12 protein-coding genes are annotated in these 14,810 nt (G+C 64.0%); 5 read left to right on the top strand and 7 right to left on the bottom strand.

The window, feature by feature from the left end; translation table 11 throughout:
* Positions 1-20: 20 nt before the first annotated feature.
* On the bottom strand, positions 21-206 hold the full coding sequence (locus tag GRX03_RS09325; protein WP_159763933.1) for a DUF7554 family protein: 186 nt from the start codon (positions 204-206) through the stop codon (positions 21-23).
* A gap of 82 nt (positions 207-288) precedes the next feature.
* Entirely contained in the window at positions 289-1,242 is a 954-nt protein-coding gene (locus GRX03_RS09320) for a WD40/YVTN/BNR-like repeat-containing protein (RefSeq protein ID WP_159763932.1), read from the bottom strand.
* 163 nt (positions 1,243-1,405) lie between these two features.
* Between GRX03_RS09320 and GRX03_RS09315 the strand changes: the two genes are divergently transcribed.
* Together GRX03_RS09315 and GRX03_RS09310 are read left to right on the top strand one after the other, a co-directional pair.
* Entirely contained in the window at positions 1,406-2,206 is an 801-nt protein-coding gene (locus tag GRX03_RS09315; protein ID WP_159763931.1) for a helix-turn-helix transcriptional regulator, read from the top strand.
* 58 nt (positions 2,207-2,264) lie between these two features.
* A complete protein-coding gene (locus tag GRX03_RS09310; protein WP_159763930.1) occupies positions 2,265-3,224 on the top strand; it encodes a hypothetical protein in 960 nt (319 codons plus the stop codon).
* A gap of 25 nt (positions 3,225-3,249) precedes the next feature.
* Here GRX03_RS09310 and glnA (GRX03_RS09305) read toward each other — a convergent pair whose 3' ends face one another.
* Both glnA (GRX03_RS09305) and glnA (GRX03_RS09300) read right to left on the bottom strand, forming a co-directional pair.
* Positions 3,250-4,605: a type I glutamate--ammonia ligase gene (gene glnA / locus GRX03_RS09305; protein WP_159763929.1), complete on the bottom strand. Its 1,356-nt coding sequence runs from the start codon at positions 4,603-4,605 to the stop codon at positions 3,250-3,252.
* Between the two features lie 115 nt (positions 4,606-4,720).
* Positions 4,721-6,076, bottom strand: coding sequence for a type I glutamate--ammonia ligase (gene glnA / locus GRX03_RS09300; RefSeq protein ID WP_159763928.1), 1,356 nt, complete (start codon positions 6,074-6,076; stop codon positions 4,721-4,723).
* Positions 6,077-6,201: 125 nt separating this feature from the next.
* On the opposite strand from glnA (GRX03_RS09300), the gene lrp reads away from it, so the two are divergent.
* Together lrp and GRX03_RS09290 are read left to right on the top strand one after the other, a co-directional pair.
* On the top strand, positions 6,202-6,657 hold the full coding sequence (gene lrp / locus GRX03_RS09295; RefSeq protein ID WP_159763927.1) for an HTH-type transcriptional regulator Lrp: 456 nt from the start codon (positions 6,202-6,204) through the stop codon (positions 6,655-6,657).
* Positions 6,658-6,688: 31 nt separating this feature from the next.
* Positions 6,689-8,191 (top strand): hypothetical protein, encoded by a 1,503-nt coding sequence (locus GRX03_RS09290; RefSeq protein WP_159763926.1) that lies wholly within the window; start codon positions 6,689-6,691, stop codon positions 8,189-8,191.
* A gap of 146 nt (positions 8,192-8,337) precedes the next feature.
* Here GRX03_RS09290 and thsA read toward each other — a convergent pair whose 3' ends face one another.
* The 3 genes from thsA to GRX03_RS09275 all read right to left on the bottom strand — a co-directional run bounded on the left by thsA (position 8,338) and on the right by GRX03_RS09275 (position 12,816).
* Positions 8,338-10,011, bottom strand: a complete 1,674-nt coding sequence (gene thsA, locus GRX03_RS09285; RefSeq protein WP_159763925.1) for a thermosome subunit alpha — start codon at positions 10,009-10,011, stop codon at positions 8,338-8,340.
* A 145-nt stretch (positions 10,012-10,156) separates the two neighbouring features.
* Complete coding sequence (locus GRX03_RS09280; RefSeq protein ID WP_159763924.1) at positions 10,157-11,140, bottom strand: hypothetical protein; 984 nt, start codon at positions 11,138-11,140, stop codon at positions 10,157-10,159.
* A gap of 83 nt (positions 11,141-11,223) precedes the next feature.
* A complete protein-coding gene (locus GRX03_RS09275; RefSeq protein ID WP_201289210.1) occupies positions 11,224-12,816 on the bottom strand; it encodes an acyl-CoA carboxylase subunit beta in 1,593 nt (530 codons plus the stop codon).
* A 112-nt stretch (positions 12,817-12,928) separates the two neighbouring features.
* Here GRX03_RS09275 and GRX03_RS09270 point away from each other — a divergent pair, with 112 nt between their 5' ends.
* Complete coding sequence (locus GRX03_RS09270) at positions 12,929-14,809, top strand: cation:proton antiporter domain-containing protein (protein ID WP_368278250.1); 1,881 nt, start codon at positions 12,929-12,931, stop codon at positions 14,807-14,809.
* Position 14,810: the final 1 nt, after the last annotated feature.

Raw genomic sequence — 14,810 nt, 5'->3', positions numbered from 1 at the left:
TACAAAGAAAAGCCCGTCGATCAGATGTAATCGAACCACCAGAGGACGATGACGACGACGATAATCAGCCCGAACACGTTCGACAGCGGCCCCAGGAAGAACCCGAGCAGTCCGACGACTTCCCCGATGATCTCGAGAACGAGCCAGACGAGTACTAACGCGAGAATGATCTTCAGGAGGGTTTCAACCTCGATGCTTGCGCGCATGACCCGGCGTTCTCGGGCCAGTAAGAAATCCCTTCTGGCCTCCCGCGCCACGAAGTGGCAGAAGCGAACAGGACAGCCCGTCTTACTTTTCGAGGATGACGCCGCTGGCACCGACAGCGATGTCGGTAGCGCCCAGCACCACCGCCGCGAGGTTCGCGCCGGTCGGGGTCTGCTGCTGGGTCCACTCGGTGCCGTCGTAGCCGAAGACGACACCGCCGCCGCCGACGGTGAGTCCGCGGCCGCTCTCGACCTCGACATCGACCAGGTCGGCGTCGCCCGTGTCTGTGGGCGTCCACCCTTTGCCGTCGTAGTTGAAGATCATGCCGCCGCCGCCGGAGACCCACAGATTGTCGAAGGCGTCGGAGTCGACGCCGTAGAGGTTGACGTTGGCGTCCTGGAGGCCGATTGGGTCGTACGTCGAGCCGTCGTCGGTCTCGAAGACGACCTGGTTCCCGTCGATAGCGTGGCCGGAGCGGTCGTCGAAGAAGTCGATCCCGTTGATCTCCGATCCGGAACCGGGCGTGACCTGATCGAAGGTCTCGCCGTTGTCGAAACTGTAGTAGATCTTTCCGGAGTCCCCGGCGATGTAGACGTTCGCTTCACCGGCCTGGCCCGTCACCGCGACGGCGTTGAAGTTGTTGGTCACGTCGTTCGGGGCGGAGTAGTCGTTGAGCGAACCGGTCTGCACGTCGTACTCACCGATCGCGCCGCTGTTGCCGACGACCCAGAAGCGGTCGCCGTCGTCGGTGACGGCCGCGCCGTTGAGGCTGTTGCCGTTGCCGGTCGGTCCCCCGTCCAGGACCGTCTGCCACCCCTCGGTCGTCCGTTCGAGGATGATGCCGCCATCGGCGGCTGCATATGCACCTGTTGCAGCGTATTCGACGTCGTTTACATCCTGGTCGATCGGCGTTTCGACCGACTCCCAGCCAGCCGCAAGTGCTGTGCCGCTGGCCAGCGAGAGTGAGACGCCTGCGACTGCGGCCCCACCGATCGATTTGAGTGCGGTACGTCTGCTCAGTTTCTTGTCTTCAGACATCGTGGACACCTACGCACATCTACGGGTGACGGATACATTACCTCAGTTATCGCAGATTGAAACGGAGGGTGGTCCCAAGCCAGAGCGTGCACAGATCTGCAGGGGGTGACAGCCGTTTCAGATGCTGAAATATAATTGTCTGCTGACCGTATCAGTATGTAGAATGCAGCGTGAGGAGATCGACGGACCTGCGCTCCGCGAGCAGGTGCGCAAACGATCCGACCTGCTCGGTACGCTCCGGAGTGAACCGATGACGAAAGCCGAACTCGTCGACCACGTCGACGTGTCGCGGTCGACCGTCGACCGCGCAATCGACAGCCTCGAGACGACGGGATTCGTCGAACGGCGGGACGGACGCTACCGTGTTACGACACAGGGGAGACTGGTTACCGAAAGCTACCAGCGACACGTCGATCGGACGGACGCACTGGCGGCAGCGGCACCCATCTTGGACTGTCTCCCGCCCGGGGCACACATCGACCCGCTCATGTTCGAGACGGGATCGGTCCACGTCGCGGATCCACACGTCCCGGAACAGGCGATCGCCGGCGCGGTCGAAGCGCTTTCCTCCGCCGACCGGGTCCGGGTGTTCTCCCCGGTCGTCAAATCGAACTACATCAACCTCGTTCACGAGCAGATTGCCGACCGTGACGCCGAGATGACCCTGGTCGTCGGCCCGGAGGCGAGTCAATCGCTGTCTTCGCTCGCGAGCGTGACCGACGCCGTCGAGGGTCTGCTCACCAACGAGTCGTTCGATCTGCGCGTCGCAGAGTCCTCACTGCCGTATATGCTGTATCTGATTACCGGCGGCGAGACCGAAACTGTCGGGGTTACTGTCCACGACGACGGCGCGCTCGTTGGCTCCGTCATTTCGACCGACAGCGACGCCCTGTCGTGGGGCAGACAGCGATTCGACGCCGTTGCCGATCGGGCTGAGCCGCTCCCCGAATCTCAGCTGTTGTAATTGGACAGTAGAGTAAAGATCCCGCGTGTGAAATGATACGTTAGGTCTATCCCCGGGTATGACTGGATTCGACTCGATCCCCTCCCCGTCGGAGATCAGCGAGACGGCCCTTCCAGATGCCGTCACGGAACTGCTCGACACGTACGACGAGCAGATCGGTCAGCGGCCGGCGTATCTCTGGCGGTGGCTCTACGCCGTGTTTCCGAGATACCGTCTCTCGTCGGTCCCCGACCGACACGGAGAGACCGTCAGAGAGCAGAAACTGCTGTTGACGATCTACTACACGCTGCTCGACGATCTCGCGGATCTGTACGAGGACAGAGCCACGTTCATGGAGGCCCGGAAACTGTCGATGATCGGAACGGAGCCGACGTACGGGCGGCCCGAGATCGACTCGACGTATCTCGATTTCACTGCGACCGTCTGGGAACACGTCGACGAGCGCGTCCGTGCCGCCCCCCGGTACGCGGAGTTTCGCTCGGCCTTCGCGTTCGACCGGCAGCAGGTCATCAACGCGATGCACCACGGGATGTTGGTCAATGAGATGCCGGCACTGGCAACGGAGCGCGGAGCAGAGCACTACGGCCAACACAACATGGCCCAGTTCAGCTACGCCGATCTCGACCTCATGTACTCCCCGGCGTTCGACATCGACGACCTTCGTCCGCTCCGGGACGTGATCTGGCGCTGTCAGCGCCTCGCCCGCATCTCGAACTGGGCCGCGACGTGGGAACGGGAACTCGTGGAGGGTGATCTGACTTCGGGCGTGCTCGTCAGGGGACTCTCCGAGGGGATTCTCTCCTACGAGGAGGTCACCGACCCCGACGTTCCCGACGAGGAACTGGCCGATCGGCTCCGCGACCACGGCATCGAGACAGCGCTTCTCGAGGAGTGGCAACGGCTGTACGACCAACTGACCGACCGGGATGTCGTGATCGAAAGCGTGGACATCGACGCGTACGTCACCGGAATGCAAGAGATGCGAGAGATCTATCTGGACAACCGCGGCCGGATCTGAGCGGGAGGGTGCTCGTTCGACCGGCTTAGAACTTCTCGAGGTAGCGGTCGATCTCCCACTCCGACACTTCGACGAGGTACTCCTCGAACTCCTGGCGTTTCGCCTCGACGAACTTCTCGGAGATGTGATCGCCCAGCGCGTCCATCACGACCTCGTCCGCTTCCAGCGCGTCGACGGCTTCGCCGAGGTTCGACGGCAGCGTCTCGATACCGTACTCCTCGCGTTTCTCCTCGTCGAACTCGTAGATGTTCTCTCGGACCGGGTCCGGACAGTCGAGGTCGTTCTCGATACCGTCCAGTCCCGCGTGGATGAGCGCGGCGAAACCAAGATACGGGTTACAGGACGGATCCGGGAACCGAGCCTCGATACGGGACGCCGCCGGCACGCGGGCGGCCGGTTTCCGGATCAGCGCCGAGCGGTTGACATCCGACCAGGCGACGTAGACCGGGGCCTCGTAGCCCGGCACCAGTCGCTTGTAGCTGTTGACCGTCGGATTCGTCACGGCAGCCAGCGCGGGGGCGTGTTCGAGGACGCCCGCGAGGAACTGTTTCGCGGTGTCGCTGAGGTCGAACTCGTCGGAGCCGTCGTGGAAGGCGTTGTCGCCGTCGTCGGTGAACAGCGAGATGTGGGTGTGCATCCCCGAGCCGTTGATCCGCGGAATCGGCTTCGGCATGAACGTCGCGTGCAGGTCGTGTTCCGCCGCGATGGCGCGGACCACTGACCGGAACGTGACGACGTTGTCGGCCGTCGAGAGCGCATCGTCGTACGTGAAGTTGATCTCGTGCTGGCCTTCCGCGACCTCGTGGTGGCTGGCTTCGACCTCGAAGCCCATCTCCTGCAGGCCGTAGATGATGTCGCCACGCACGTCCTGAGCGAGGTCCTTCGGCGCGAGGTCGAAGTAGCCGCCGGAGTCGTGTGTCGTCGTCGTCGCGTTGCCGTTCTCGTCCTCCTCGAAGAGGAAAAACTCCGGTTCGGGAGCGACGTTGACGGTGTAGCCCATCTCGCTGGCGCGGTCGATAGCGTCCTGCAGAACCAGCCGCGGATCGCCGGTGAACGGCTCACCCGTGGTCGTGTCGTGAACATCGCAGATCAGCCGGGCGCTCGTGACCTTCTCGCTGTTGCGCCACGGGAGCACGGCGAAGGTGCTCGGGTCCGGTTCCAGACGCATGTCCGACTCCTGGATCCGGACGAAGCCGTTGATCGAGGAGCCATCGAAGTAGATGCCCTCCTCGAAGGCCTTCTCGGCCTGTTCGGCTGGAATCGAGACGTTTTTCGGCGTCCCCAGAATGTCGGTAAACTGGAGACGCAGGAAGTCGACACCTCGCTCCTCGATTTCGTCGAGGACGTTCTCCGCCTGTGGGGAGAGGGAGTTACCTGTCATTGGCAGACATCTGCACTCTCCGGCCGGTCGTAATAAATCCGGTGAGATCCAGCCGCTGCGCTACCGGCGCGAAGAAAACGAGAAACGGCGAATCGCTGGCGCGGTCGCCCGGGAGTCAGAACTTCTCGAGGTAGCGGTCGATCTCCCACTCCGACACTTCGACGAGGTACTCCTCGAACTCCTGGCTTTTTGCTTCGACGAACTTCTCGGAGACGTGTTCGCCCAGCGCGCCCATGATGACTTCGTCGTTCTCCAGCGCGTCGACGGCTTCGCCGAGGTTCGACGGCAGCGTCTCGATACCGTACTCCTCGCGTTTCTCCTCGTCGAACTCGTAGATGTTCTCTCGGACCGGGTCCGGACAGTCGAGGTCGTTCTCGATACCGTCCAGTCCCGCGTGGATGAGCGCGGCGAGTGCGAGGTACGGGTTGCAGGACGGATCCGGGAACCGAGCCTCGATACGGGACGCCGCCGGCACGCGGGCGGCCGGTTTCCGGATCAGCGCCGAGCGGTTGACATCCGACCAGGCGACGTAGACCGGGGCCTCGTAACCCGGCACCAGTCGCTTGTAGCTGTTGACCGTCGGATTCGTCACAGCGGCGAGTGCCGGCGCGTGTTCGAGGACGCCCGCGAGGAACTGTTTCGCGGTGTCGCTGAGGTTGAACTCGTCGTCCTCGTCGTGGAAGGCGTTGTCGCCGCCCTCGGTGAACAGCGAGAGGTGAGTGTGCATCCCCGAGCCGTTGATCCGCGGAATCGGCTTCGGCATGAACGTCGCGTGCAGGTCGTGTTCCGCCGCAATCGCTCGCACGACCGACCGGAACGTGACGATGTTATCCGCCGTGGTGAGGGCGTCGTCGTACTTGAAGTCGATCTCGTGCTGGCCTTCCGCGACCTCGTGGTGGCTGGCTTCGACCTCGAAGTCCATCTCCTGCAGGCCGTAGATGATGTCGCCACGCACGTCCTGAGCGAGGTCCTTCGGCGCGAGGTCGAAGTAGCCGCCGGAGTCGTGTGTCGTCGTCGTGGCACTGCCGTTCTCGTCCTCCTCGAAGAGGAAGAATTCGGGCTCCGGACCGGCGTTGACGGTGTAACCCATGTCGTGGGCGCGCTGGACGGCGTTTTTCAGGACACGGCGCGGGTCGCCCGGGAACGGTTCGCCGGTCGAGGTGTCGATGACATCACAGATCAGCCGGGCGCTCGTGACCTTCTCGCTGTTGCGCCACGGGAGCACGGCGAAGGTGCTCGGGTCCGGTTCCAGACGCATGTCCGACTCCTGGATCCGGACGAAGCCGTTGATCGAGGAGCCATCGAAGTAGATGCCCTCCTCGAAGGCCTTCTCGGCCTGTTCGGCCGGAATCGAGACGTTTTTTGGCGTTCCCAGGATGTCGCTAAACTGGAGACGCAGGAAATCTACGTCCTGTTCGTCGATCTCGTCGAGCACGTCTTCCGCTTCTGGAGATAGGTTTTCGCTTGTCATCTTTCGACATCCCTAACGGGGGGCCGCATACACTAAAGTCCCGATAGATTGCGCAATCCTTGCCTTCTCCGAGATAAATTGCATATTCGTAAAATTATAATGGGTGGACATCGTTGTTGGAGTTGATGACGTATGAAAATCTGGACCGAAAGTTGGTGAATGCACTTCTGGGTGACGGCCGGGCGAGTCTGCGGAGTCTGGCCGAGGATCTGGATGTCTCGGTGACGACCGTCTCGAACCACCTCTCCGACCTCGAAGAAGGTGGGATCATTCAGGGGTACACCCCGAAGATCGATTACGACGCGCTGGGCTACGACGTGACAGCCATCCTCCAGCTCAAGGTCGAGGGGAGTTCTCTCGTCGACGTGACAGAGACACTGGCGAGCCACCGGCAGATGGTCAGCGTCTACGAGACGACGGGCGATCACGACATCATCGCCATCGGGAAGTTCCACGACACCGACGACATGAACGAGACGATCAAGGAGTTGCTGACCGACCCCGAGATCAAGGAGTCGAACACGAGCGTCGTGCTCAACCCCGAGAAGGAACACGAGCAGTTCGAGCTCGAAGTCGAGTGAAGGTTTTTAGGGTGGGTTCCGAACCACCAGTATGACCAGCGAACGGGAGCGCTCCGACCAGCGAGACGCTCCCGACCGCGGACGGGAGTCCCCAGCCGGTGACGGCACCACCGACACTGACCTCCCGCCGCCGCGCGAGCGGACACATCCCCTCGTTAGCTCGCTCTGTGCCGGACTCGACAGCTCCGACGCCGAGATGGCCGAGAAGTGTGGCATCGCGCTCTGTCTCGTCGCGCGGAACCAGCCGAGCAAGGTGTCACATATCATCGGTCGCCTCGTCGAGATGGTCGTCGGTGATCCCGAGGCGGAGCCGGTCGTCCGCACGCTGGCGACGCTCCGGGGCGAGCACGGCCGAGAGATCCGCGGTGCGCTCATGACGGAGACGGGGTACAGCGACGCCCGCCGCATTTACGGCCTGATCGAACACGCCGATCCCTGGGAGCTTTCGGCGGTCGATACCGACGTGCCGGAGGGTCCGGAGGCCGAGTACTCCTTCGTGAGCGCGGTGATGCGGCTGGTCGAACTCGAAGAGGAGAACCGCGACCCGCTGGACAGCGACGTGTGGACGCGGTTCATCCAGGAGATGCCCGGTGAGGAAGGCGAGTCAGCCAGCCAGGAGGAGGTCGAACTCGCGGCCGCCCGCGAACAGTCCCGGCCGCGGTCGGTCAGACGCCGCCACCGACGGCTCGAACGGATCGCGAACTCCCGGGTCTTCCAGGTGATCGAAGCCGCAAGCCGCTTCGACGACCTCGAAGTGCTGTCGCGGGTCCGGAGCCACCGCTTCGGCAAGGCGATTCGGACGAGAGGGCGGATCGGCGCGGAGGAGTACGGCCTGACGCTGCTGCTGTTTTACCAGATCGACGAACCGGAGTTCAGACAGCTACTCACGGACCGGCTCCGGGCGTGGGAGAGAGTCGATACCGAGGACGTGGTGGCCGTCGTCGACTGGGGGGACTCCCCCCGTCCCTGGGCGGCCGTCGATGTCGTCGAAGAGACGCTCTCGACGCGGTCGCAACTCCCTCGCCGTGACGGACTCGAACTCGCGCGGACGCTGAGCCGTGCGCTCGTGGCCGTCCACCAGCACGGTATCGTCCACGGGGGGATCGACCCGCACGCGGTCGGCTACCCCCCGGACACCTTCGACGGAGCGGCGGATCCGATGCTCGATATGATCGGTCTCGTCTCCGTCTACCGGCGGTGGGCCGATATCGGTCGGGTGCTCGACGTCCGATACGCCGCCCCGGAACAGTTCGACGACCAGGGGAGTATCGACGGAGCGACTGACGTGTATCAGCTGGGAGCGGTGCTGTACCGGGCGCTGACCGGCCAACCGCCGTACGAGGGCGAGCCCGAGGCGGTTCGTGAGCAGATCCGCTCGACGGGGCCGACACCGCCGACAGAGCTGACCCCCAACCTCCCGGAACAGGTCGACGAGATCATCGCCAAAGCGACGGCCAGACAGAAGTTGTTCCGCTACGAGAACGCGACGGCGCTCTATCGGGAGATCCGCCGGCTCTGCGACACAGAGCTGTAAGTGGCGGCGACGGGGGTTCGGGAGGAAAACGCTGTGCTCGTCGCCGGTTACGCGCGGCGACGGGGTCTATGCTGAACGAACTGGCTGCGATGGGTGCCGAGCGGACGGGGCGGACTCGGCGGGCGAAACGTCGGTTTCTACCGATTTCACATAGCGCCGCCCATGCCGCCCATACCGCCCATGCCGCCCATGCCGCCGCCCATGCCACCGCCTGGGCCGCCGGGCGCGTCGTCTTCGTCGTCATCGTCGCCCTGGCCACCCTTCAGGTCGCCAGCGGCGATCACGTCGTCGATGCGCAGCAGCATCACGGCAGCCTCGGTGGCGCTTTCGACGGCCTGGGTCTTGACACGGAGCGGCTCGACGGCCTGACCTTCGACGTCGGCGACCTCGCCGGCCTCGGCGTCGAGTCCGACCGTGCTGTTGCCGCCGTCGTGCTGGCTTCGGAGTTCGACCAGCGAGTCGATGGGGTCCATCCCGGCGTTCTCCGCGAGCGTGCGCGGGATGACTTCGATGGCGTCAGCGAAGGCTTCGATGGCGAGCTGTTCGCGGCCGCCGACGGAGTCGGCGAAGTCACGGAGTCCCAGCGAGAGCGCGGTCTCGGGCGCACCGCCACCGACGAGGACCTTGCCGTCCTCGATGGTCGCGGCGACGACGCCGAGCGCGTCCTCGATTGCGCGCTCGACCTCGTCGACGACGTGCTCGGTGCCGCCGCGGAGGATGAGCGTGACTGCACGGGCGTCGTCGACCTCTTCGACGAAGATCTTCTCGTCGCCGGCGAGTTCCTGTTCGGTCACGGAGCCGGCCTGACCGAGGTCTTCGGCGGAGATGTCCTCGATGTTCGAGACCGTGGACGCGCCCGTCGCACGGGAGAGCGCGGCGATGTCGGACTTCTTGGCCCGGCGGACGGCGAGGATGCCTTCCTCCGCGAGGTAGTGCTGTGCCATGTCGTCGATGCCCTTCTGGGCGAAGACGACGTCTGCGCCGGCGTCGGCGATGGCGTCGACGTACTCCTTGAGCTGTTCCTCTTCCTGGTCGAGGAACTCCTGGAGCTGTTCGGGGTCGGAGACGTTGACCTCGGCGTCGAGTTCGGTCTCGGGGACCTCGATGGCCGTATCGAGGAGGGCGACGTTGGCGTCCTCCTTGATCTGGGGCATGTTGTCGTGGACGCGGGACTTGTCGATGATGACGCCCTCGACGAGTTCGGACTCGTCGATGGAGCCGCCGACGACCGTCTCGATTTTGACGTTGTCGGCGTCGACGCCCTCCTCGTCGGCCACGCTCTGGGCCGCGCGGACGATGAGTTCGGCGAGGTGGTCCTTGGCGCTCTCTGCGCCCTTGCCGGTCATCGCCGTCCGGGCGACGCTCTCGAGGGCCTCGGTGTCGTCCTCGTCGACGTCGGTCGCGGCCTCTTCGAGGGCCTCCTTGGCGTGCTCGGCGGCCTGGCGGTATCCCTGCGCCAGAATCGTCGCGTGGATGTCCTGATCGAGCAGTTCCTCTGCCTTCGAGAGGAGTTCACCCGCGATGACGACGGCCGTCGTCGTGCCGTCGCCGACCTCGTCTTCCTGGGTCTGAGCGACCTCGACGACCATGTTGGCCGCCGGGTGCTCGATGTCCATCTCGTCGAGGATTGTGACGCCGTCGTTCGTGACGACGACGCTTCCCCCGGAATCGACGAGCATCTTGTCCATCCCCTTCGGACCGAGTGTCGTCCGGACGGACTCCGCGACGGCCTTCCCGGCCGTGATATTCATCGACTGAGCGTCCTTTCCGGACGTACGCTGGCTTTCCTCCGAAAGTACAATAAGCGGCTGGTTACCCATCTGCTGAGCCATAATCAATCGATGATTGAATGTGATTCTATATAAAACCTTTGGTGTCGCGCAGCGACGACCGCTCTACCTCGCTGGGAGAGCCGTGTTATTGTCTATCAAGTTCGGAGCCAGCGGTTTTTAAGATGCGGCCGCGCTACTCGATGGTCGTCGAGAACCGGTTACTGGCGACAGCGATGCCGCCACCACCGAGCGCGGAGACGATGCCGAACAGCAGGGCGTTGATACCGACCGTGGTGTAGTTGATGCTCAGCCCTCTGATCGTATCCACCGACGGAACGCTCGCTGCCTGTGTGAGTCCACGCTCCGGCTGTCCGTTGTACTGGTTTTGGTATTCGTCGATATACTGCTGTTGTGCGTCATCGGGAAAGTCGCTGGCGGGATACGGACCCCAGTCTGCCGGATCGGTATTGTACTGGTTGCGCCAGTCGTCCTGGGACATGCTGTTGTACTGGAACCCTGCAATCGCCGTACTCAGGACGACGAACAGGACGAGGCCGACCACCGTCGCGACGGCGACGCCGGCGGCGAGTGTCCTCTCGTCTGCGGAACTTCTGACTCCGGTCACCAGCGCGATCACGACCGCGAACAGGATTGCGAGATACGGAGCGAGTGCGATCACGCTGGCGACGACGTTGTTCTGCGAGCGCATCTGCTCGTAGGCCGCAGCGGCACTGGAGTTATCGTCCGAGAGACTATCCGAGACGATCTGATTCGCGACCGCTTCCTCCTGTGCCCGCTCCTGTGCGAGCGTCGAGTTCGCACTGACGGACTGGGTCGTATCGTTCGCGTTCCCGGCAAATCCGAACAGGAACGGCACCAGTCCGAGAACGAGTCCGGCGATGGTGAAAGCGGCGATGCCCCATACGAGAATATCCTTGACCCCGTCTGTATCAACGCCTCCGCCGCTGGACCCGCTTCCGCCACCACCGCCCTGCGGCGGCGGGCTGCCCTGTGGCGGCTGGCCGCGCTGGCCGCGGCCCTGCTGGCGGTTCCCACGCTGGCCGCGTCCGCCCTGTTGACCGCCGCGCTGGCCGCCCTGTTGATCGCCCCGTCGTTGTCCACCTTGTGATGGTTGCTGTCCGCCTCCGCGGCCCTGTCTACGATCGTTCCCTGACATGTTTTTGCGAACAGAAGTGAGTCCACGACGACATTAAATAAAGTTTATTAATTTCATATGTAACAATCCGGCAGCAAGCGCGATCAGATCGGGTTGATCGAGTGTTTCTTCGGCGGCCAGTCCTCCTCACCGGTCTGCTCCGCGCGGTCGAGGGTGCGACAGAGCAGCGCCCGGGTCTCGCCCGGTTCGACGACGCCGTCGATGCCGATGTGTTCGGCGGCCCGAACGGCGTTCGTCCGTTCGGTGAACTCGTCGATCATCTCCGCTCGGGCGGCCTCGGGGTCGTCTGCGGCCTCGATCTGGTCGCCGTAGGCGATATCAACCGCCCCTTCGATCCCCATCGCGGCAATCTCCGCGACCGGCCAGACGACGGTCAGATCCGTGTCCGTCGACCGGCCAGCACCCATGGCCACGTATCCGAAGCCGTATCCCCGCCGCAGGACGACGCTCAGTTTCGGCACCGTCGCACGGTTCAACTCGAAGGGAATCTTCGCGGAGTGGCGAGCGATGCCCTCCCGTTCGGAGTCCGGCCCCGGCAGGATACCCGGCACGTCGGCGAGGCTGATGATAGGAACGCCGAAGGCGTCACAGATGCTCAGGAAGTGACTGCCCTTGTCCGAGGCCGCCGTGTCGATGGTTCCGGCTTTCATCCGCGGATTGTTCGCGACGATGCCGACGGGGCGACCGCGGAGACGGGCAAATCCCGTGACGAGATTTCTGGCGTACTCCGGTTTCTTCTCGAAAAAGGAGTCCTGATCGACGAGTCCCTCGATGATCGTGTAGATGTCGTACCCCTTCGTCGGGTCGGCGGGCATGACCTCCTGCATCTCCGCGACCTGCTCCTCGGAGGGGGCCTCCCAGTCGTCGACTCGCGGCGGGTCGTGGCTGGCGTTGCGCGGAAGATAGGAGAGATACTCAGTGATCGCGTCGAGACAGGCCTCGTCGTCGGGACAGACGAGATCAGCCATCCCGGTCTCCGCGGCCTGGAACTGTGCGCCGCCGAGTTCCTGTTTGGTCATATCGACGCCGAGGGCGGCCTCGACGAGTTTCGGCCCGGCGACGCCCATCGTGGACGTGCCTTCGACCATCGGGACGAAATCACAGAGCGCGGCGAAGTTCGTCGCCGCGGCGAATCCGGGGCCCATCATCGCCGAGACCATCGGAATCCACCCGGACATCGTCTCCTGTCTGTTCGCGAAACCGTTGTCGCCGCGGGCGAACGGGCGGGCGTCGAGTCCCTCCTGGATCCGGTGGCCGCCGCCGTCGTGCAACATCACCAGCGGGATGCCGCGTTCCAGGGCGAGATCCGTCACGCGGTTCATCTTTCGGCCGCCGGTGTGTCCGATCGACCCGCCCTTGACCGTGAAGTCGGTGGCAATCGTCGCGACCGGTCGGCCGTCGACCTCGCCGATGCCGGTGACGACGCCGTCCGCGGGGGCGTCCTCGCGCTCCCAGTTCTGTGTCTCCGGCGTCGTGGGGGCCGGAGCGGCGAGTTGGCCGATTTCGTCGAACGTACCGTCGTCGTAGAGGTAGTCGACGCGTTCACGCGCGGTCAGTTTGCCGTGGCTGTGTTGGCTCTGGACCGCTTCGGGGCGGCCCTCGTCCTCGACCGCACGCTTCGCTTCGCGCATCTGCTCGATCAACTCCTCGAGGTCGCGGTCCTCGCGGTGTGTCATACCACCGTCAAGGTCGAACGGTCCCAAGAAGCTACGGGTCCTCTTGGAAAGGCGATTATCAACCCTTTTTTATCCTAACGCGTCGATTGGTAGATTGCACGACCGATCAAGTGTGGCAGGAGACATTCTCATCCCGTTGGTCGCCGGTATCATCGCGCTTGGGGTGCTCGCGCAACTCGTCGCCGCGCGCCTCCAGGTCCCGAGTATCATCTTTTTCCTGTTCGTCGGCGTCGTGATCGGACGGCCGGGACTCGGGCTGGTAACGAACGACAGTTTCGGAACGGCGCTGCCGGCAATCGTCGGGATCGCCGTCGCGATCATCGTCTTCGAGGGCGCGTTCCACCTGGAGTTCGACCGCATCCGCGAGGCCCCGGGGGCGGCGCTTCGACTCGTGACGATCGGCGCGGCAATCGCGTTCGTCGGGACGGCCGTGGCTGTCCGGTTTTTCGTTGGCCTCCCCTGGGAGTTGTCGTTCGTCGTCGGCGCGCTGCTGGTCGCGACCGGCCCGACGGTCGTCACGCCGATTCTCGACGTCGTACCGGTCCGGGATCGGGTCGCCGCGGTGCTCGAAACCGAGGGAATCGTCAACGACGTGACCGCCGCGATCACCGCGGTCGTCATTTTCGAGGTCGCGAATCCCACCGCTTCCGGCGAGGGGATCGTCCAGGGGTTCGCGCTCCGTCTCGGCGAGGGGCTGCTCGTCGGGGCAGTCGTCGCTGCGGTCCTCTATTACCTGCTACGGTACGTCGATCTCTCGCCGGGGGCCGCACCGCGAAACGCGCGGTTGCTCGTCCTCGCCGGTGCGCTCGTCTCCTTCGCGGGGGCGAACCAGCTCGCCAGCGAGGCCGGCGTCGCCGCCGCTGCCACCGCCGGCATCATCCTCGGCAACCTCGACGTGCCGTACAAGTCGGAGATCACCGACTTCAAGGGCGACATCACGCTGCTCGTGTTATCCTTCGTGTTTATCGCCCTCGCCGCGCAGTTGCCGCCCGAGGCGATTCTGGAGGTCGGACTCGGCGGGATCGGCGTCGTACTCGCCGTTGCCCTCGTCATCCGGCCGTTGCTCGTCTTCGTCTCGACGGTCGGTGATCGGTTCACGCTGCCGGAGAAGTTGTTTATCAGCGCAGTCGGGCCGCGGGGGATCATTCCGGCGTCGGTCGCGACGCTGTTCGCAATCGAACTCCGGACGGCCGCGGAAGAACTCGGCAACCCCGCGCTGGCACACCAGGCTGACCTGCTGCTCGGGACCGTCTTTCTGGTCATCTTCGCCACCGCTATCGTCGAGGGCGGACTGGCGCGTTACATCGCACAATACCTGAACGTGATACCAATGAGAGTCATCATCGTCGGAGGCGGACAGGTGGGCCGTGCGCTCGCCGAACGCCTCGAAGACCGTGGGGAGAACGTCGTCATCATCGAAGAGGACGAACCGACCATCGAACTGCTCAGAAACGCCGGCTACGCCACCGTCATCGGTGACGGCACCGACACGGAGACGTTACGTGAGGCCGGGGCGGATAACGCGAAGATTGTCGTCGCCGCGACCGGCGACGACGACGCGAATCTGCTGGTCTCACAGCTCGCGAAATCGAAGTTCAGCGTCGGCAACGTCATCGCCCGGGCGAACAACTCGGAGAACGTCGAGGCGTTCGAGGAACTGGGCGTGAATACGATCTCCTCCGCGATGGCCGCCGCGTGGGCAATCGACAACGAGATCGAGCGCCCCGCAATCGCTCACTGGATGACCAACGTCGGCAAGACCGGTGACATCCAGGAGATCGAAGTCACGAACGAGCAGTTTTTCGACAAGAAGGTTCGGGAGGTCGGTCCGATGTTGCCGGACGGCTGTCTGATCGCGCTCCTCAGCAAGGACGGCCGCGAGTCGGGACAGGTCCCGACTGCGGATACCGTCATCGAGGAGGGCGATCACATCACCCTGATGGGTCGACACGACACGGTTCGAGACGGGATGAAACTGGTCGATCCGAACTGAC

Source organism: Halovenus carboxidivorans, from assembly GCF_009831575.1.
In the GTDB taxonomy this organism is placed as follows: domain Archaea; phylum Halobacteriota; class Halobacteria; order Halobacteriales; family Haloarculaceae; genus Halovenus; species Halovenus carboxidivorans.
This window is presented reverse-complemented; position numbering and strand designations above follow the sequence as displayed.